This window comes from Rhodocytophaga rosea (genome assembly GCF_010119975.1).
GTDB lineage: Bacteria > Bacteroidota > Bacteroidia > Cytophagales > 172606-1 > Rhodocytophaga > Rhodocytophaga rosea.
In genome coordinates this window covers 8,165,009-8,184,689 of record NZ_CP048222.1, presented here as the reverse complement: position 1 = coordinate 8,184,689, position 19,681 = coordinate 8,165,009, and the positions used below count along the sequence as shown (strand labels likewise).

General features: G+C 41.8%; 15 protein-coding genes and 1 pseudogene. 8 read left to right on the top strand and 8 right to left on the bottom strand.

Features of this window, described 5'->3' with window-relative positions; genetic code table 11:
• Nucleotides 1-68: 68 nt before the first annotated feature.
• The 3 genes from GXP67_RS33600 to GXP67_RS33590 form a co-directional block, all read right to left on the bottom strand.
• Nucleotides 69-1,052, bottom strand: coding sequence for a TIGR03885 family FMN-dependent LLM class oxidoreductase (locus GXP67_RS33600; protein WP_162447169.1), 984 nt, complete (start codon nucleotides 1,050-1,052; stop codon nucleotides 69-71).
• 452 nt (nucleotides 1,053-1,504) lie between these two features.
• Nucleotides 1,505-2,938 carry a hypothetical protein gene (locus tag GXP67_RS33595; protein WP_162447168.1) on the bottom strand — a complete coding sequence of 478 codons (1,434 nt, stop codon included), beginning with the start codon at nucleotides 2,936-2,938 and terminating at the stop codon, nucleotides 1,505-1,507.
• 15 nt (nucleotides 2,939-2,953) lie between these two features.
• Complete coding sequence (locus tag GXP67_RS33590; RefSeq protein ID WP_162447167.1) at nucleotides 2,954-4,471, bottom strand: glycosyltransferase; 1,518 nt, start codon at nucleotides 4,469-4,471, stop codon at nucleotides 2,954-2,956.
• Nucleotides 4,472-4,932: 461 nt separating this feature from the next.
• On the opposite strand from GXP67_RS33590, the gene pgi reads away from it, so the two are divergent.
• The 6 genes and pseudogenes from pgi to GXP67_RS33560 all read left to right on the top strand — a co-directional run bounded on the left by pgi (nucleotide 4,933) and on the right by GXP67_RS33560 (nucleotide 12,841).
• A complete protein-coding gene (gene pgi / locus GXP67_RS33585) occupies nucleotides 4,933-6,588 on the top strand; it encodes a glucose-6-phosphate isomerase (protein WP_162447166.1) in 1,656 nt (551 codons plus the stop codon).
• 213 nt (nucleotides 6,589-6,801) lie between these two features.
• Complete coding sequence (locus tag GXP67_RS33580) at nucleotides 6,802-7,719, top strand: hypothetical protein (protein WP_162447165.1); 918 nt, start codon at nucleotides 6,802-6,804, stop codon at nucleotides 7,717-7,719.
• Between the two features lie 216 nt (nucleotides 7,720-7,935).
• Nucleotides 7,936-10,191, top strand: a pseudogene (locus GXP67_RS33575) (ATP-binding cassette domain-containing protein); the annotation flags it as partial.
• An 821-nt stretch (nucleotides 10,192-11,012) separates the two neighbouring features.
• On the top strand, nucleotides 11,013-11,549 hold the full coding sequence (locus tag GXP67_RS33570; RefSeq protein WP_162447163.1) for an RNA 2'-phosphotransferase: 537 nt from the start codon (nucleotides 11,013-11,015) through the stop codon (nucleotides 11,547-11,549).
• 167 nt (nucleotides 11,550-11,716) lie between these two features.
• Complete coding sequence (locus tag GXP67_RS33565) at nucleotides 11,717-12,118, top strand: hypothetical protein (RefSeq protein WP_162447162.1); 402 nt, start codon at nucleotides 11,717-11,719, stop codon at nucleotides 12,116-12,118.
• 249 nt (nucleotides 12,119-12,367) lie between these two features.
• Nucleotides 12,368-12,841: a GNAT family N-acetyltransferase gene (locus GXP67_RS33560; RefSeq protein ID WP_162447161.1), complete on the top strand. Its 474-nt coding sequence runs from the start codon at nucleotides 12,368-12,370 to the stop codon at nucleotides 12,839-12,841.
• 236 nt (nucleotides 12,842-13,077) lie between these two features.
• Here the strand turns inward: GXP67_RS33560 and GXP67_RS33555 are convergent, their stop codons facing one another.
• The 4 genes from GXP67_RS33555 to GXP67_RS33540 all read right to left on the bottom strand — a co-directional run bounded on the left by GXP67_RS33555 (nucleotide 13,078) and on the right by GXP67_RS33540 (nucleotide 17,318).
• Nucleotides 13,078-14,556, bottom strand: a complete 1,479-nt coding sequence (locus GXP67_RS33555) for an alpha-L-fucosidase (RefSeq protein ID WP_162447160.1) — start codon at nucleotides 14,554-14,556, stop codon at nucleotides 13,078-13,080.
• Nucleotides 14,557-14,655: 99 nt separating this feature from the next.
• On the bottom strand, nucleotides 14,656-16,215 hold the full coding sequence (locus GXP67_RS33550) for a glycoside hydrolase family 10-like protein (RefSeq protein ID WP_162447159.1): 1,560 nt from the start codon (nucleotides 16,213-16,215) through the stop codon (nucleotides 14,656-14,658).
• Between the two features lie 74 nt (nucleotides 16,216-16,289).
• A complete protein-coding gene (locus tag GXP67_RS33545) occupies nucleotides 16,290-16,553 on the bottom strand; it encodes a hypothetical protein (protein WP_162447158.1) in 264 nt (87 codons plus the stop codon).
• A 111-nt stretch (nucleotides 16,554-16,664) separates the two neighbouring features.
• Nucleotides 16,665-17,318 (bottom strand): DUF2461 domain-containing protein, encoded by a 654-nt coding sequence (locus GXP67_RS33540; RefSeq protein ID WP_162447157.1) that lies wholly within the window; start codon nucleotides 17,316-17,318, stop codon nucleotides 16,665-16,667.
• Nucleotides 17,319-17,495: 177 nt separating this feature from the next.
• Here GXP67_RS33540 and GXP67_RS33535 point away from each other — a divergent pair, with 177 nt between their 5' ends.
• Together GXP67_RS33535 and GXP67_RS37905 are read left to right on the top strand one after the other, a co-directional pair.
• Entirely contained in the window at nucleotides 17,496-18,104 is a 609-nt protein-coding gene (locus GXP67_RS33535; protein ID WP_162447156.1) for a hypothetical protein, read from the top strand.
• A 128-nt stretch (nucleotides 18,105-18,232) separates the two neighbouring features.
• On the top strand, nucleotides 18,233-18,364 hold the full coding sequence (locus tag GXP67_RS37905) for a hypothetical protein (protein WP_262890466.1): 132 nt from the start codon (nucleotides 18,233-18,235) through the stop codon (nucleotides 18,362-18,364).
• Nucleotides 18,365-18,486: 122 nt separating this feature from the next.
• Here the strand turns inward: GXP67_RS37905 and GXP67_RS33530 are convergent, their stop codons facing one another.
• Nucleotides 18,487-19,653: a Gfo/Idh/MocA family protein gene (locus GXP67_RS33530; RefSeq protein ID WP_162447155.1), complete on the bottom strand. Its 1,167-nt coding sequence runs from the start codon at nucleotides 19,651-19,653 to the stop codon at nucleotides 18,487-18,489.
• Nucleotides 19,654-19,681 lie beyond the last annotated feature (28 nt).

The following is a 19,681-nucleotide window of genomic DNA, read 5'->3' as shown; positions in this document are numbered from 1 at the left end:
CTGTGCTATTGTAGTTTTATCTTTTAATCTAAATAAGACACACTACTTCGTTTGTAAAGTAATATTTGCTAATGGGCACTGGAAGCTTGCATCTGACTGAAATGAGGCAATACTTTTTCTCCGAATACTTCAATAAACTGCTCCTGTTCCCGGTTTACATTATGCAGATATAACTGGCTGAATCCAAGTTCTGCATCTTTTTTAAGCCATTCTATGTGTTGCTCAGGCGAACAGGAAATACGGACAAACTTATCCAGTTCACTGGCTTGTACAAAACTTCCGGCATAATCGAACTGCGATGGCATTTGCAGTTCGGTAAGCATGGCACTTTCAAATACATTAGAACGCCACTGCTCAAAGGCCCCCTGTCGTGCTTTTTCTTCTGTAGCCGCATAAGAAAGCTGTACTTTCAGATACATAGGCTTGCCTTCGCCACCGCCTTTATAAAAAGCATCTGCCATTTTTTTTAATTCCTGTGGTGGCCTGGAAATGGTAAGCAATCCATCTGCCCAGCTTCCTACCCATTCAGCGGTTTTTTCAGTAATGGCCGTGCCTATAATAAGCGGAGGTTTGGCAGGCAGGCTATATAATTTGGCATTTTCTACCCGTATTCTTCCAAAATGATTAACCGTTTCTCCGGCCCACAGTGCCCGGATTACTTCCACACATTCCAGCAGACGGGCATTCCGTTCAGGTTTATTAGGCCAGTAGGTACCAGTAATATGTTCATTTACGGCCTGTCCACTGCCTTGCGCCAACCAGAACCGATCCGGAAACATTTCAGCTAAGGTAGCGGCTGCCTGGGCAATAATGGCGGGATGATATCGCTGTCCGGGCGCATTTACCACACCAAAAGTTAGCGGCGTAGCCTGCATAGCAGCTCCCAGCCATGACCATGCAAACCCACTTTCTCCTTGTTCTTCCGTCCAGGGATGGAAATGATCGGAGGATAAACTGTGCCTAAACCCTGCTTCTGCCGCTTTCTGAACTAATTTCAGCAGCTGGCTTGGCCTGAACTGTTCGTGTGATGCGTGGTAACCTATATGAATCATATATTTAACATCAAAATTTGAATAGAATCCAATAGCAGGTTATACTGAAAATAAGCACTATATGTTGTCAGCATCTGTTGATGAGGCGCTTATAAAAGGGGTAAATTTTTTATGATTGCAAATAAACTTTACAGGCCAGACTAGCGTTGTAACTCTGATAATGATCATTATCGGCAGTAGCCTACTGTTCATAAGATATTTGAGCTCCCGCTGTTGCTTATGTTCCACTAAAAAGAAAGGGGGTACAACGTGTCTAGTCCCAAACAAGTTTTATTAAGTGTGAGTCCTGTTAAAAATTTCAAAGGTATAGCCTTATAAATTTTATTGGATTGTACCTTTGTTGAATTTTAACACACCTTGATAAAGTTTAACCGAGGATTTCGAAAACATCCGGTTTTCCTATGTGGAGCCGGATGTTTTCATGTATAGCAATTCAATAGTTGTATAATAATTTACTTTCCCTGTAATTGTATTGTAGAAGGACTTTTGTCCCGGAGTTGTCTAAACGGGCTATGGCTGGTGTTCTGAAGCATCTGTAAATGGCTGATAATCTCTTTCTCTTCCCACCAGTGAATCAGAAAGGCTTTGTGTTTCCTGGCAATGTCGGCTTTGGTAAGTCCGGCTGTAATATCATTTTCAACTGCGTTCATCCCATTTGTATACCAATCCCTCCAGTAAAAGGCTGCTCTGGCATTAAAAGGAAGCAGAAAAAGCATTATTGCCATCAATCCGGTCAACATCATTGGTTTCAAATAAGAACGGCCATATAATTCCCATGTGAAATAACAGATTATTAGCAGAGGGGAGGAAAAAATGATGTAGCGGATAGGCATTCCGACTGTGGGGACTAATGCTGCACGGCCCCATCCAATAGCCAATGCAAAAAAGAGAAACAGGCTGAAAAATATTAGCAAAAGTAATTTTCTTGGATCACTCTTTAACAGTTGATATGAGAAAGAACGGTTGAGGAGAATAATAATGCTTATTAATACTATAAGTATGGCTGTAAAAGAGAATAATCCCCAGTGTGAGTAAGCCGCCGGTCCCAAACTATATGCCAGAAACTTGCCCGAAGTTAGCAAAGTTGGGAGAATGCCTGGGTTAGGAAGACTCCAGTCTGGTTTCTTATATCCTATAAAGTATAACAAACAAATCAGTGTGGCTATTATGGCAAAACCAAATAGAATAACACTCACATTTTTTGCTGAATTATTGGATGAGGTTCTCTGCAAAGATACAGCACAACACACTAACCAAGTTCCCAGGAAAGGTACTAACAAAACGCCATTTCCGCCACAAAAGGGCAATAATATTAGTATAATCCCGCATGTAAAAGCATTGCCTGGTTTATCCAGTAATGGATTTTTAAGTGCAACCAACAGAAAAATAAGCATTAGAATAGTGGGCAAAACAAAAGAAAGCTGCCAGCTCCAGACCATATTCTCCCAGTTGCCCAGGTGCAGTAGCAATAGTGGGAAAAAAGCATCTGACAGATGTGTATACCCTCGCTGTTTTCTCAAAAATAAAAGGAAGGCTAAAGAAATTCCACTTAAGGCAAGCACATTAAAATACATCCCTGCCCTAAAATCACCGTTGGTTAGTTTCATGAGTCCGAGCAATACCAGTTTTGGTAGAGGTACCCGGTGTTCATTATTTTGTGCCCATAACCAGCCTAATAGATCGGATTCGTTTCCGGTATAAGGAGCGATCAGCAGCCAGTCTTCCGCCAGGGGAATATTGCGGCCATACTTTACTACACAATATAAGGCAACCGCTGTAAGAAGCAAATGCAAGCCAAAGACAAATATACTGCTTACTTTTAGTACAAGCGAAGAAGTCAGTATTTTGTTTGTTTGTTCAGGTATCGTTTTTACCAGATACATCATTTTAAGCTGAGTGTGCTATTTCTTATTGGGGGCTGATTTCTTAGGATTTAATTTTTTTAAAATCTGCTGTTTCCATAAGCCCAGTAGCACATGCCAGTAGCCACCCCCTACTTTGATGAGTTTAAAGGATGAAACACCCATATCTACTCCCCGGTTAATCCAGGAGATTGGTACTTCTCTTACTTCATAGCCTGCCAGCATAGGCAGAAAGCCAGTTTCAGCATTAATGGCAAATCCATTCTGGGTAAAAGGAAGTGTTTCGGCGATGTCTCGGCGGATGATTTTCAGGTTATTGGTCAGATCCCGGAAAGAATGCCAGAGCATAATGCGGGCCAGGGCATGAAAAGCCCGGTTGGCCACAATTTTCTTAAACGGATAATTAAGCAATACACTATGCCGGGAGAAACGGCTTCCTACTACAACATCGGCGCCAGTGGCCAGTTCATCGAACAAGTCCTGTAATTCCGGCAACAAATGCTGAAAATCGCAATCCATCGAGAGAATATACTTGCCGGTAGCTGCCTTATATCCATCCCGTATTGCCCGTCCTACGCCGTTGGGTGGTGTGCGGATAACTGGTTTTACTTGTGGATACCGTTTCTGTAATTCAAAAATCACATCTTTTGTACGGTCCTTGCTGTTATCATCTACCAGAATCAGTTCATGAATATAAGCGCCATAAAAATCCATCAGCCTGTTTACCAGAGGTTCTACGTTCATTTCCTCATTGTGGCAGGGAACTACTACGGAAATAGTGCTGGTAAGACCGGCATGCTTGCACAAGGAGATTTTGGGCAATGTTTTTACCCTGGGTGGCTTTTTGGCATGTATCAGAATAGAACCTGCCAGGGTGCGGATGGTAGGAGCATTTTCCAGCAGAATTGACAGGTTACGCAAGGTCCAGATCATCTTTGAACTGAGCGGTGCGTATACAAAGTCGTTATAAACCGTAAAAATATTAATATAACCTATTTCTGAAATAAGCTCATATAATTCTGGCCGGCTCATCAGACCTCTGGGGTCTTTGGAACCTACTTGCTTCTGGAAGAACCGGCGAAGTTGCAACATTATATTCCAGGGATTACTTTCATAGAAGATCACCTGCCCGCCAGGTTCCAGCAATTCATATACATGTTGCAGAAATTCAGAAGCATTTTCTTTATCGAGCATGTCCATCGCCACTATAAAATCAAAATGACTACCTTGCAGTGGCCCTGGCAATGATTCAGCGTATGAAAACGTGACAGAAGGTAAGTCAAAAGAGGAAAGATTAGTTGGATCAAACGTAAGGGAAGTAATAGGATTTTCCCCTTTGGTCACTGCGGAGAGTTGTCTGGTAAACAAGCCTTTTCCACACCCAAGTTCCAGAATACTTTGTCCTGGCAGCAGGTGTACCATATGACGAAAGGTTTGTGCACGCCACAAAAGCCGGTCATGGAGAATAGGATCTTTTTTTAACCAGTATTTATCCCGGTACTGTTCACGTTGGGCTAGTGTAGATAAAGTTTCGCTGAGGGTAGCTGTGACAACCATATAGAGTTGCTGTTAATAAAAATATTGTTAGAAAAAATTAAAACTCAGATATAGCGGGGTTTGTATAAAGATGTATCCTTAATGAATAGCTGTTAATACATACTATTTGTATAAAAGATCAAGAGAATAAATTACAAAGTTTACAACTACCTGCTGCATGCCTGGCAGGAAGAGAGGTGAAAAGAGATGTAATAATTTCTGAGCTATGGGTATGTTGAATAGAAAAAGAAAAAGCTTTATACCAAGTCTTAATTATTCTTCTGGTTTTATGTGATTGATTTATACCCAGATATGCATTAAAACAGACATGCAGCCATCACACTTTTTTATTTATAGAATTTCACCCGTTTTTTTTATTAATTTTCCGCACCTTTCAGTAGAAATGAAGCATACGTAAGAGATTGCCTACTTTTTATACTGATACAGCAAGGCATTTAGCTTACTTAACCTAAACCAAACCCATGTTAGCATCTATTAATCCTACGCAAACCCAGGCCTGGCAGGCACTTTCCAGGCATTTCGGACAGATTAAACAGGAACATATGCTGGAAATGTTCCGGCAAGATCCGGAGCGGTTTTCCCGGTTCTCTACTCAGTTTGAAGATATCCTGGTAGATTATTCTAAAAACATCATAACCAGTGAAACCAAGGCATTGCTTCTGCAACTGGCAGATGAATGCAAACTGAAAGAGGCGATTGACAAGATGTTTACCGGAGATGTCATCAATACAAGTGAAGGAAGGGCTGTGCTGCATACGGCACTCCGCAACCGAAGCAATGCAAAAATACTGGTTGATGGCAAAGATGTAATGCCTGAAGTAAATGCGGTTCTCAAGCAGATAGAAATTTTTTCTGAACGCATTATTTCCGGCAAATGGAAAGGATACACCGGAAAACCCATTACAGATATTGTGAATATAGGTATTGGCGGTTCGGACTTAGGCCCGGTGATGGTAACTGAAGCTTTGAAACCGTATCAAAAACCAAACATTAAAGCACATTTCGTATCTAATATCGATGGTACCCACATTGCCGAAACCCTGAAAAAAGTATCTCCGGAGACTACTTTATTCATGATCGCTTCCAAAACCTTTACTACCCAGGAAACAATGACCAATGCCCTGAGTGCCCGGAAATGGTTTTTGGATGCAGCCAAAGATGAAGCATTGGTTGCCAAACATTTTGTGGCTATTTCTACCAATGAAAAAGGAGTGAAACAATTTGGCATTGCCCCGGAAAATATGTTTGTTTTCTGGGATTGGGTAGGAGGGAGGTACTCTTTGTGGTCGGCAATTGGGCTTTCGATTGCCTGTACCATAGGTTATGAACGCTTTGCCCAGCTCTTAGAAGGTGCACATGCGATGGATGAGCATTTCCGGACAGCCCCGTTTGAAACCAATATTCCTGTATTACTCGGGCTTATTGGTATCTGGTATACCAATTTTTTCGATGCGCAAACGGAAGCCATCTTGCCCTATGACCAGTATATGCACCGGTTTGCTGCTTATTTTCAGCAGGGAAATATGGAAAGTAATGGCAAATATGTAGACCGTACCGGAAAAGAGGTAAACTATCAGACTGGCCCTGTCATCTGGGGAGAACCTGGAACCAACGGGCAACATGCCTTTTATCAGCTTATTCACCAGGGTACTAAACTCATTCCCTGCGATTTTCTGGCGCCAGCCATCAGCCACAATCCCTTAGGCGATCATCATAATATACTCTTATCTAACTTTTTTGCCCAGACAGAAGCCCTGATGAAAGGAAAAACTCCAAAGGAAGTGCTGGATGAATTTAAAAAAGCAGGTAAAACGGAAGCAGAAGTAAAAGATCTGGTAGCATTTAAAGTATTCAAAGGAAATAAACCTACCAATTCTATTCTTTTTACTAAACTTACACCCCGAACCCTGGGCAGCCTGATTGCCATGTATGAACACAAAATTTTTGTACAGGGCGTGATCTGGAATATCCTGAGCTTTGATCAATGGGGGGTAGAACTAGGCAAACAACTGGCTAATAAGATTTTGCCAGAACTGCATGATGAATATCCGGTTTCCAGCCATGATGCTTCTACCAATGGTTTAATTAATGCCTTTAAACAGATGCGGCATAAATAATCAGTGGTCGGTAGTCATTGGTTTTTACCTCTTTACATACAATGGAAAGAATGTATTTCATAAATAGTGAATCCACTCTTGACTAATGACTGTTGACCAATGGCCAGCTTTTAAGAAAATTTTTTAAAAAGTTTGTATAATACCTATAAATGTAGTTTTTTAGTCTGTCAATTTGTGATCTAAACTTAAATATACCTCAAACCTTTTTCTTTTATGAATGTAAATAAACAAGTATGCAAGGCGCTTGTGCTTACGATGATGGCAGGATCAGCTTTTTTTTCAGCTTGTAACTCTGACAAAACAACTTCCACTGAAACGGCATCTGCTGATTCAACTGCGGTAGCAGATACTACTTCGGCTGCTACGCCAGCCGCCACGGATGCTCCAAAGATCCTGGGTGCCCTTCCGCCTACTTCCGAAGTACCTTATCTGCTGCAAAATACCGGTGCAGATTTTAATGCAGGCCTGATCAATGCGGCTAAAAAGGTGGATTCCTATACGACCACTACTGACAAAGCAGCGCTGAACCTGGGTGCGTATGCTACCGATATTGGCTATCTGAGTGTATATGACAAAACACAGGATGTAATTAATTACCTGCGTTCTTCTGATAAACTGGCCAAACACATTGGCGTTGGTAATGCTTTTGAACGTTCTCTTGAAAAACGTTTTGAGGCTAACTTAGGTAAGAAAGACTCACTGGTGAAGATCGTGGACGAAAGCATGAACCGGGTGCATGAATACCTGGAGGATAACGACCGCAAAGGAACAGCAGCACTTACCCTGACCGGAAGCTTTATCGAAGGCTTATATATTTCTACGGGCCTGATAGAAAAATATCCTAAAGATGTTCCCGCAGATGTACGCAACAGTGTGCTTACTAACCTGATGCTGACCATTATCAAACAAAAGAAATCTCTGGCTGACCTGCTGGCTATTCTTAAAAGTGCGCCTCAGGATGCTCAGGTAGTAGAATATACCGGTTACCTCACAGACCTGTATAACCAGTTCGAAAACCTGAATTTTGATGAAAAGGTAAAAACCAATTCTGGCGACCTGGTGGTTACAGACAAAACCCTGAGTGGAATCACTGCCAAAGTGAAAGAAATCCGGGCTAAGATCGTTGCCTAGTTTAAAATTTTGAATTACAGAATGACGGATGGGTTGAAAGTGGGATAGTAATCAATATATATGATTGAATCGAATCCTAAAGGTTGAAGATACTCTTCAACCTTTTTTTCTATAAGCTTATATTGGGACAGGTTTTACACAGCCTTGCCACAGGTCCATTCTATAATTTTTCCACTCTGATTCAATAATTCTGTATTCAGTAATCCTGTAATTATTATGAATGAACAAGTATTGATAGCCATTGTTAAACTGCTTGCTATCAGTGTAAAAATAGATGGTGTACTGGCGGCCGAACGCGACCGTATCCGCAGATTTATGAAGGCCATGGTAGAAGATGACCATCAGAGCAGGTTCATGACCTTATTTGACGAATACGTTACGCTGCCACCTACCGGAATTGAAGAGATCAGGCGCATTTGTGACCAGATTAATGCCGAATTGCAATTCAAACAGAAACTCATTGTCGTACTCCGCCTGATTGAACTCAGCCTGACAGATGAACATTTGTCGGATGACGAGGATGAGTTCACCAGAACGGTATGCCAGGAACTGAATATTGACGAAAATATCTATCATTCTCTGTTGCGCTTTGTACAGATCCGGGATGTTTATCAGATTCAGGTAAAAGATATTCTCATTATTGATGATGAACAGCCAAAGACAGCTTCCCCTGAAGATAATCATATTCATAATCCCAGGCTGGGGGCAGTACTGGCCATACTGCGGCTGCCGGAAGTGGATATGTATTTCCTGAAAGCAGCGACCAGAAACAAACACCTGTTTTTGAATGGGAGCCAGCTTCCGGAAGATTATATAAGTCCTTTGGCCAGTGGCACCATTATCAAAGCCACCAATGGCGAAACCATTTATTACAGCGATATTATCGGTCATTTTCTGCGGTTAAAACAAAAGCCGCAAATATCATTTGTGGCCAGGAATATTGATTATTATTTCAGGAGCGGAAAAAAAGGCCTGCACCAGGTACAAGTGGAGGAAGAATCCGGCAGACTGGTAGCCTTGATGGGTTCCAGTGGTTCCGGAAAGTCTACGTTGCTGAATGTGCTTAACGGAAACTATAAACCGCAGCGGGGAGAAGTATTGATCAATGGCATCAATATTCATACACACCCGGAAGAAGTAGAAGGTGTGATCGGGTATGTTCCCCAGGCCGACCTGCTGATCGAAGATCTGACCGTATACCAGAATTTATACTATGCAGCTAAACTGTGTTTTGGTGACTATTCGGAAAGTAAAATTGCTAAACTGGTATTACAAACCTTAGACAGCCTGGGCCTGGATGAAATCAAACATCTCAAAGTTGGTTCTGTTCTTGAAAAAACCATTAGCGGAGGGCAACGCAAACGGCTAAACATCGGACTGGAATTACTCAGGCAGCCTTCTGTTTTGTTTGTAGATGAACCTACATCCGGGCTTTCATCGAGGGATTCGGAAAATATTCTGGATCTTCTCCGGGAACTGACCATGCTGGGAAAACTGATTTTTGTAGTGATCCATCAGCCTTCTTCCGACCTGTTTAAAATGTTTGACAGGCTTATTATTATGGATACCGGAGGCTATCAGGTGTATTATGGCAATCCACTGGAGGCTATTAATTATTTTAAGTCTCTCACCAGTCACATCAGCCGCCTGCAAAGGGCATGTGTGGAATGTGGCAATGTAAATGCCGAGCAAATTTTTAATATCATCGATAGCCGGACGGTAGATGAATATGGTCGTTCTACCAACCAGAGGAAAGTATTGCCTGCTACCTGGCACACCTTTTTTAAAGACCGCATAGATATTAAGCCGGTTACAGAAGTAAAGGAAAAGCCAGTCCATACACTTAATGTACCTTCCAGGTGGAAACAGTTCCGGGTATTTGTATCAAGGGATCTTCTGGCCAAATTGAGCAACCGGCAATACATGGTTATAAACCTGGTGCAGGCTCCCTTACTGGCTTTTATACTGGCTTATGTGGTGAAGTATTTCCGGATTGATGAACTTACGGGTGGTGGAAACTACGTCTTTTCTGAGAACGTAAATGTTCCTACTTATATGTTTATGAGCATTATTGTTTCCCTGTTTATGGGCCTTACCATCAGTGCAGAGGAAATCATTAAGGATGCCAGTATTTTAAAACGGGAAGCTTTTCTGCATTTGAGCCGGAACAGTTACCTGCTATCTAAAGTGTGTGTGTTATTCGGCTTTTCTGCCATCCAGACCCTCACATTTACCCTGATCGGCAACTGGGTAACAGAAGTTGAAGGACTCACATTTCTGTACTGGATGGTGCTGTTTTCCTGTTCCTGTTTTGCCAATCTGCTGGGATTGAACATTTCTTCTACATTTAATTCAGTCATCACCATTTACATACTGATCCCGGTATTACTGATTCCACAACTGGTACTGAGTGGCATTGTGGTAAAATTTGATGAGATCAACCCCAGAATTTATAAGCCGGGAAATGTTCCTTTTCTGGCTGATCTGATGGCATCTAGATGGGCTTACGAAGCCATTATGGTGAGCCAGTTTATGTATAATGCCTATGAAAAAGAATATTATCCACTGGACCGGCAGATTGCAGAGGCCGATTATAAAAAAACCTATTACCTGCCCACCTTGTTTTCCAAGCTTGATTACTGCGTGAATATATCTGGAAATTCGGATAAACTGGCGGATAAAGAGTTCCGGGAAGATTTGCAGGTTTTACAGAATGAGATTAAACAGGAAATGCGTACTACACCATCCATTACCTTTGCCGGTATCGGATCGCTTACCCCTCAGGCTTTTAATTACCAGTTGGGAAACCAGGTGAGGGCTTATCTGGAAAAAGTACGTTTGCATTATGTGAATATGTCTAATAAAGCTACGGCCACCAAAGATAGTCTGGTAGGTGTACAAGTGAAAACGCCTGAGGACCGGGAACGCTATCTGGCCAGAAGGTCTACCTATTATAATGAAACTGTTGAAAAGCTGGTGACTAATAATACCGCTGAAGACCGGATCGTAGAATTTCAGGGCAAGCTGATGCAGAAAATATACCCGGTTTATTTATATCCCTTGCCAAAGAACGAGCTGCTTGATACAAAAGCACATTTTTTTGCGCCGGTGAAATATGCCTTTGGAAGGTATGTGCCTACCCTTTATTTTAACCTGGGGATTGTTTGGCTGATGACGGGTTTATTGTATCTCACCTTATATTTCAAAGCCTTCCGGCTACTGGTCGGAGGAGATGCTAAGCAACGGAAAAAAGCAGAAGTGAAGGAAAATTAGTATAATTTGAGTAAGAATCAATGAAAGATAAGGACATAAGTAAGTACCTGAGCCTTGTACTCCGGCATCAGCCGCAGGTATTAGGCATTACCCTCGATGAATCTGGATGGACAGAGGTAAACGGATTGCTGGAGAAAATGCAGCAGAAAGGAATGAATGTTGATTTTGAAAAACTTTCGCAGGTAGTCCAGAATAACGATAAGCAGCGCTTTGCGTTCAATGCCGACCAGAGCAAAATCAGGGCAAGCCAGGGACATTCGGTTTCTATTGAACTGGGTTTAACTCCAGTACAGCCACCTGAAGTTTTATATCATGGTACTGCACAGGCCAATATGGAATCTATATTAAAAGATGGCATTCAGAAACGTTCCAGGCAGCATGTTCATTTATCTGCTGACGAGCAAACCGCTATTAAAGTAGGACAACGGCATGGCAAACCGGTAGTATTGCAGGTTAATAGCGGTGACATGAACCGGGATGGACATTTGTTTTACTTGTCTGAAAATAAGGTTTGGCTGACGGATTTTGTAGAGGCTAAGTATATACAAAATAAGTAGTTCCAGGAGGAGGGTGATCTGCTTTTTTACAGGCATGTAAAACGGCAGAATAAGTAAATTAACTCGCAAATAGGTGCGTTAATTTGCTTAAATTAGTGAATAACCGCACCTTAATACAATAAATATGTTGTAGTCATAAAGATGTTGACAGCAATAAAAGTAACAAAGTGTCTGACAGAATAACTGCCATTATTCCCAAGGATGCAACTTCTAATGTTAACGTTGATACATTAGAGTTAGCAAGGAAAACCGTGGTAAAGTATTTAATTAAGAAGGTTTATTACGCAGATGGACAAGTAGACGCCTATTTGTATAAGGATACTAAGCTCTTTTATCAAAGCCCTGAAGATATTTTTAGTGAGTTTAATTATGATTGGATGTATATGCATTGCAATCAATGTCAAAAGGATGTTAAAGCATGGTGGTATAAAACAGTTAAACAGCTACCAGATTATAATAATATAACATTACCATGCCCTTGTGGTAAGACAGAAATTGACCTGAACAGGTTAGAATATGGCGGGATAAACTTATATTTCGTTCGATCTCCATTCGCATTTGGAATATAATGAATGAGTTAACGGATGATGAATTTAATTTAATGATGGCTGAATTAGAGAAAATACTTGGCTGTGAACTACAAACGGAATGGGGAAGATATTAACTACAGCAACTAACACCAATTCCTAAGTTAAATTCTCCTTGCCTCACCACAGACACTTTTTGCAATAGTACTGGTAGGCCGACAGGTTTGATTCGTTAAACTCTAATGGAAAACACCATTTAAAAGAGGGTTATTATTATCAGTGATGGCAATAATGCATTTGACTCCAGACGGCGTTACCACTCGAAAACTGACCAAACAGGATGCCCTTCCTTACGACTTGCTACTGCTTGCTGACGAGACAATAGAAATTATTGATCGGTATGCAAAAGATGGACAAACCTATGTTTTAGAGGCAAATAGTCAAATTATTGCTGCCTATGTCCTTCAGGTAATTGATCTGCAAAGAATAGAAATCAAAAATATTGCTGTGGATAGCAACTATCAGGGGCAGGGCATTGGCAAGTTTATGTTGAGAGATGCTACGCTCAAGGCTAAAGAACAAGGCTATAAAACCATCCTGATTGGCACGGCCAATGGGGCCATTAAACAATTATATCTGTATCAGAAAGAGGGTTTTGAAATAACGTCGATTAAGAAAAACTTTTTTGTGAATAATTATCCGGCCCCCATCTTTGAAAACGGCATTTTATGTAAGCACATGATTATGTTAGAGAAACAAATTTAAATAAGCATTTACCTTTAACGCTACCTACACTTATTACCAGGCTGCTCAACCACAAGGCTGATGTAGAAATCCCCGCCGAGGTTTCCATGTTTCAATAAGCGATTTTCTACTAACAAGAGGAGTTAGGGCATGTCCTTTTTTTAAGATGAACTGTTGCAATCCATAATTCTTGTTTGTAAGTCTTGAAAATATAGGTAATCTATATGGTTTGAAATCCATCCCTACGCTGGAATAGTTTATTGCTTAGCGCTTTCCCCTGAAGAAGCCTTATACACCCCAAATTCTGAAAGAACAATAGGTTTGCCAGCGGTAGACACTGTTAACCGGATCTGGCTCACAGTAACCGGATCAAAGCGCAGCAGGCGTTTATAGCCAATGGTGGTACCTGCAGCCAGGGGTGTCCATAGGCCGTCCACTATTGCTTCTATTGTAAACCCATTCACCCGTTGGCCGAATTCTATACCCTCTCCAAGTAAAATCCGGTCGAAGGTAGTGGGTGCCCCTAAATCCAAGGTAAGGGTAGCTTTGCTTGCCGAATCATCGGTGGCCCAGTACGAATCCAGTTTACTGTCTGTCAGGTTATAGCTGGGATAATCAGCACTTCTGGTATTTGAGGCTTTTACTGACTTGTTTGCAGCTAAATTGGTTTTGAAAGTTTCATCCAGTACATTTTTAAATTCTTTCAGCCTGGCAACATCATTCTCATGGAACAAACCCCGGCGGTCCGGAGGGATGTTGAGCAGCAATACGCCGTTTCTGCCAACGGATTTATAGTAAATATCGAGCAGTTGTTCTACGGATTTAACCTTATCATCTTCCTTTGGGTGGTAAAACCAGCCCGGACGGATAGAAACATCGCATTCTCCCACTACCCAACTGGAGCCATTGGGATCACCAGAATTTAAATAAGCCGTGTTAGATGTGCCAATCGATACCTGGCTTGTATCCATTTTCGACCATTTGGTTTCACCGGCAAAGCCTTTCTCATTGCCAATCCAGTGTACATCCGGACCTTCATCGGAGAATAATACGGCATTGGGCTGCAATTCCCGCACGATCTTCCAGTAGCCCAGGAAATCGTAGGTCATGTCTTTGGCATTTTCTCCCTTAGCCCCATCCAGCCATACCTCGCTGATCTCGCCATAATTGGTAAGCAGTTCCCGCAGTTGCCCTTTGTAAAAGTCATTATAAGCGGCTGTTCCATACTTGGGTTCATGCCGGTCCCAGGGAGAGAGGTACACTCCAAATTTCAGCCCGGCTTCCTGGCAGGCATCCGATACTTCTTTTACTACATCGCCTTTTCCATTTTTCCAGGGGCTGTTTTTTACTGAATGCTCAGTCAATTTGCTGGGCCACAGGCAAAATCCATCGTGGTGTTTGGCAGTCAGGATCAACTGTTTGATTCCGGCATCTTTACAAGCCTGTACCCATTGTTTGGCATCAAAAGCGGTGGGATTAAATATGGCAGGGCTTTCTGTTCCTTCTCCCCATTCCTTATCTGTAAAAGTGTTCACCGTAAAATGGGCAAAACCGATCATTTCCATTCGCTGATAAGCCAGTTGACGGGGTGAGGGTTTTACTGAGTCGGCTACCAGTGGTTTGTCATCTGTTTGGGTGGCTTCTGCCTGCCGGGAGTTGCCGGAATTGTTATTACAGGCAGCAATTAACAGGCAAAATTGTAGCAGTATAAATAAGATGGTTTTGGAAGTCTGCATACTTGATTTGGAAAAAAACGTAAATTATGAATCTGTTTCCTGAATACAATGGGGGAGAAGATATTTGTCACATATACCCGGCACAGCAAAGGTATAAGATTACTTTTTCTTTTTAGCTTTCACTTTCACTGGTTTCCCGGCTATACTTTCATTGTGCAGCCGGTCAACAGCAGTAATCATATACACATATCTTTTTTTAGAAAGCACCGAGTTATCAGTATAAGAATAAACTGGGCTGGGGAGTTTAGCCAATAACTTTCCTGGGTCTTCCAAATTAATATTCTCTTTGTGGTTGAATCTGTATATCAGGTAGTAATAGGCTGTATCTCCATCAATAGCTTTAAGTGGCGTGTGCCAGTGTAAAGTGATTCCCTGCCTGTTTTTATGAGTTTTCTCTGGTATTGGTGCAAGCGGTGGGATGCTATCCAGCCAGGGCATTGTTGGTATCAGCGCGGGAAATTTGTACAGATCATTGCGGAGCGAATCCTGCACATGGTTAGGATTGGCCATCAGCGATTTTGAGCTAAAATAAACACTGCCTTTTACCTGTGGAGTATTCCGGTTAAACCGGATTTGCCTGGGAATTTCCTGCGGTTCAAACCAGGTGGAATCTGCATTCTTATTAATTTTGTAAGGACCATGGCCAATATATATATGCCTGTTATAGGTTTGAGTAGCCCACCATTGGGTAAGCTTTTTATAATTTACCGGACCAAAGCGGGTACTAAAATAAACCTGCGGTAAAATATAATCTACCCAGCCGTGTTTGATCCATAACCTGGAATCGGCAAACAAGTGCGTAAATGAACTCTGGCCAGCCCTGGTATCAGAGCCTCCGGGATCGTCGGCTTTATTGCGCCATACACCAAACGGACTGACGCCAAACTTGACATAGGGCTTTACAGATTTGATACTATCGGCCACCATCTGAATAAGTAAATTGACATTGTTGCGACGCCAGTCGTCTTTACTTGCAAAATCATCTGTGTATTTTATGAACGTAGAGTCATCTTTCAGTGTATCGCCTGCCACAGGATAAGGATAGAAATAATCGTCGAAATGAATGCCATCCACATCATAATTCCGAACTACATCGAGTATTACCTGCACAATATATTCCCTAACCTGTGGTAAACCAGGGTCAAATAATTTTCTTCCGGCATAGGTAAGCAGCCATTCCGGATGCTGCTTAGAAATATGAGTTGGAGAGAGCCGGGAAGAAACCGTATCAAAAGTGGCCCGGTAGGGATTAAACCAGGCATGAAATTCCATCCCCCGTTTGTGACTTTCACCAATCATAAAGGAAAGCGGATCATAGGGAGGATTGGGTTCTGTTCCCTGTTTGCCTGTCAGCCACTCCGACCAGGGTTCGTATTTACTCCGGTAAAAAGCATCTGCCACCGGACGAACCTGCACAAACACAGCATTCATGCCATTCCTGGCATGTTCATCGAGTATAAAGTTGAATTCTTGTTGTTGAACGGCCGGGGAAAGGTTTTTTTGACTAGGCCAGTCGATGTTGGCAACAGTCGCTATCCATACACCCCGGAGTTCCCGTTTGGGAGGAAGGGGTTGAGCCTGAAGGAAAGAATTACTTAAAGTAGATAATAAGATAAAAATATATAATGTTTTAATAATCAGATATTTATTTTTGAACATAGTAACTGGCAATCTATTTAATTAATGAACATATTTTATAGTAGATTGTGGATTAATAAAGCGTTAATAAAATCTTATGCCGTCTTACTTTTATTTTGCCTGCCCAAAAGACGGCAAAAACGAGAGTTTTTGAGCGAGCCTTGTGCTAAAACTGTGTGGCAAAGCGAGAGCTTTGAGCCAGCTTTGTGTGCCAGTAACAAAACATTTGTGAGGCGAGAGCCGAAGCAAGCCAATGTAGTTGTTGCAGCACCAATAGAGACTTTTTTCGTGTTATGAAAAATCGTCGCACAATCAACTTCGTTGGCAGCCTTCGCATTCTCATGCTCGGTTGTGGCCACGCACAAGGCCAAAAAAGTCCGTGCTATTGCTACACCACCTACCGCACTGTTGCTTTGTGTTCAGGCTGTATGTAATTAATTGAGCTGATGCACAATTATTAAGTAGTTATCCTACTCTACCGCCTGGTTTAGAAAATCATTTAAAGGTTTCAAAGTTTTCCATACGTGTGAAATATGTTGGAGCAGGCCAGGTTTTACAACTTCTGCATCGGTGAGTTGATGAAAAACTGTAAAATCCTTGTGTTTGAGCAGTTCAATACTGGGATGGTCGGCGGCATATCCTTTTGGAATTGTTTTTAAGGTTGAACCGCTTAGTTTACCGAAATATTTTACAAAATCAGGTTGGGAAAGAATAGTGGTAAATGTTTCTCCGTTATAATCAATTTCCTGACGTATTTTTTTGAGTTCTTCAGGCATAGGCATATATATTCCTCCAGCCAGCATTGATTTATTACCAGGTTCAATGTGCAGATAATAGCCGGCTTTGGTGCTTTTCCGTCCACCTTCGGCAAAATAGGCGCTATAGTTGGTTTTATAGGGAGTTTTATCCTTGGAGAACCGTACATCCCGGTACAGCCGGAAAATGCAGTCTTTGGGTTCAAGCGGAGCAAACGTCGGTTCGAAAACAATGATTTCTTTCAGCACCTGGCTAACGAAGTCACTAAAATCTTTTCTGGTTGATTCATAAGTTGATTTGTGGGCTTCCAGCCATTCCCGCTGGTTATTTTCTTTTAAAGCTGTGAGAAAATTTAAGGTTTCTTGCATGAAAAAAAGGTTAGTAATCAATATATCATGTAGCGTAACCCCAATATTACATAATCCTGGTTTTAGATTCAATCTGCCGGAAGAATTTGATGCCTCAGTTTCTCTAGTGCCTAACGTTCAGGTTAAAACCTATAGGTATGTCCATCGTGACTGCTGATTTCCTATATTTGCCTGCATATGGAAGCACATCAATCCGATAAAAGTAGCCATAGATTTACAGATACGGCGCAAATGCTGCATGACTTTTCTCGTCATATTCTGGTCCATTGTCCTAAATGTGAACGAAGAGCCTATGTGCAAACGGATGCTGGCACTAAAAAAAGTGAATTGAAATGTCCAGAATGCCATTACAGCGAAAAAGAGGGCAATTGGTATGGTTTAATGGATTTGGTAGTACGCCAGCGGTGTGATGCCTGTGGAAAATGGATAGAGGAACGGGTGAGGGAAAGCAAAGTGAAGTACACAAATCTGCTTATTACCTGTGCCCATTGCAAGCAGGAAAAAGCCTATAAACCTTTGCGTGAAAAAGTGTTCACTGCTTCCCATATTCCCACTGACCCTGTTTTCGGACTCAGACTCTGGTTGCAGGCTGATTTTGGAGACTATGTATTATGGGCCTATAATAAGGAACACCTGCAGTATTTGAAAGAATATATTGCAGCCAGGTTACGTGAGAAAAATGGCATCAGCCGCCGGACGCTTGCCTTAAAACTGCCCCAATTCATAAAATCTGCTAAGAACCGGGATGCTTTACTTAAACTGATCGCAAAGTTAGAACAGAAGTAAATAAAGATGGGATTAAAACTCATACATGATCTGCTTATTCTCTGCACATTTATTAAGTATACTGTTTGCCCATAGGATAACATTCTGATTGTAAATCCGTAGTTGTGATAAGTATCAATTTTAAAATTATGCCAGCTACCAAGAAAAAATCAACCAAAGAAGATCCCTGCTGGGATGGATACAAGCAGGAAGGAATGAAAGAGAAAAACGGAAAAAAGGTTCCAAACTGTGTGCCTGAGAAAAAAGCCAGTTCTAAATAATTAGAGAACTGGACGATTTAACCAATATTAATCCTAAACCAAAACAAACCCAGGTCTATTACCTGGGTTTGTTTTGGTAAAATCCCTGTTAAGTTGAAGTACAAATTGCGCTTGAATACCAATTATACCTTCACCTTTTCTTTACTTGCCGCCGCTTCGTAAATCGCCATCATCAGTTTTAAGTCCTGCAAGCCTTCTTCTCCGGGCGTTTTCGGTTCTTTATTTTCCAGCACACATTCCGAAAAATGATCCAGTTGGGAAGCAAACTGGTTTCCTTCCTTTAATAAAATCTGTTCTTTGGACTCTTTTTTTCCAATATGCAGGGTATGGCGGTAATAATCGGTGGCAGGGTCTAAATCCAGCCATGCTTCGCTTCCGAATACCCGGTACCGTTTTACTTCCTGGTAGCTATAACTTGAATTACACTGGGCTATTACGCCACTGGGAAAGCGCAGCAGGAAAGTCATATTTTCTTCTACTTCCTTAAACCGTGGATCATTGGGGGTACTGTGCATCATAGCGGTAATTTCAACCGGCTCTTCGCCTGTGAGATAACGGGCGGCATTTAAACTATAAATACCAATATCCATCAGCGAACCACCACCAGCCAGATCTTTTTTCATGCGCCACTGATCCGCTTTTTCCTCTGGTTTCAGAATCCGGCCATGATCAGAAGTAATCATTTTTAGCTGCCCCAGGGCATTGGAACGCACCATTTCTATAACTTTTAAATTAAATGGTTCGTATTGGGCCCGGTATCCGATCATAAGTTTTTTACCTGCTTTTTTGCAGGCATCTATCATCGCCTGCGCATCTTTTACAGAAGTGGCCATAGGTTTTTCTGATATCATGTGCTTGCCTGCCTGTGCGCCGCGAATGGTATATTCGGCATGTAAACTATTGGGCAGGATAATATAGATAATATCTACTTCCGGATTGTTTTTAATGCTGTCGTAATTCTGATAATTATAAATGTTTTTGGAATTTACGCCATACTGGTCGGCGAGCTTTTTGGCTTTATCAGGCGTGCCGCTCACCAGGGCAACCAGTTTGGATTTTTTACACTCAGCAAAAGCGGGCATAATTTGTTCAGTGGCATATTTACCTAATCCGACGATTGCCCAGCCGGCTTTTTTCTCGGGAGGAAAGACGCTTTCTGATGGCATTCCCAGACTCTGGCTGGCGAATACAGGGTTGGCAGCTGCACCGCCTATGCCTGCTATACCTAAACTATAACTGGCTTGTTTGATGAATCCCCTGCGGGAAGGTGAATAAATGGATTGATACATAGATGGTTGAATACTAAAATATTGTTTA

Coding starts and splice junctions, on each gene's coding strand:
- GXP67_RS33600 (WP_162447169.1), bottom strand. CDS start 1,052: ATGATTCATATAGGTTACCACGCATCACACGAACAGTTCAGGCCAAGC.
- GXP67_RS33595 (WP_162447168.1), bottom strand. CDS start 2,938: ATGATGTATCTGGTAAAAACGATACCTGAACAAACAAACAAAATACTG.
- GXP67_RS33590 (WP_162447167.1), bottom strand. CDS start 4,471: ATGGTTGTCACAGCTACCCTCAGCGAAACTTTATCTACACTAGCCCAA.
- pgi (WP_162447166.1), top strand. CDS start 4,933: ATGTTAGCATCTATTAATCCTACGCAAACCCAGGCCTGGCAGGCACTT.
- GXP67_RS33580 (WP_162447165.1), top strand. CDS start 6,802: ATGAATGTAAATAAACAAGTATGCAAGGCGCTTGTGCTTACGATGATG.
- GXP67_RS33570 (WP_162447163.1), top strand. CDS start 11,013: ATGAAAGATAAGGACATAAGTAAGTACCTGAGCCTTGTACTCCGGCAT.
- GXP67_RS33560 (WP_162447161.1), top strand. CDS start 12,368: ATGCATTTGACTCCAGACGGCGTTACCACTCGAAAACTGACCAAACAG.
- GXP67_RS33555 (WP_162447160.1), bottom strand. CDS start 14,556: ATGCAGACTTCCAAAACCATCTTATTTATACTGCTACAATTTTGCCTG.
- GXP67_RS33550 (WP_162447159.1), bottom strand. CDS start 16,215: ATGTTCAAAAATAAATATCTGATTATTAAAACATTATATATTTTTATC.
- GXP67_RS33540 (WP_162447157.1), bottom strand. CDS start 17,318: ATGCAAGAAACCTTAAATTTTCTCACAGCTTTAAAAGAAAATAACCAG.
- GXP67_RS33535 (WP_162447156.1), top strand. CDS start 17,496: ATGGAAGCACATCAATCCGATAAAAGTAGCCATAGATTTACAGATACG.
- GXP67_RS37905 (WP_262890466.1), top strand. CDS start 18,233: ATGCCAGCTACCAAGAAAAAATCAACCAAAGAAGATCCCTGCTGGGAT.
- GXP67_RS33530 (WP_162447155.1), bottom strand. CDS start 19,653: ATGTATCAATCCATTTATTCACCTTCCCGCAGGGGATTCATCAAACAA.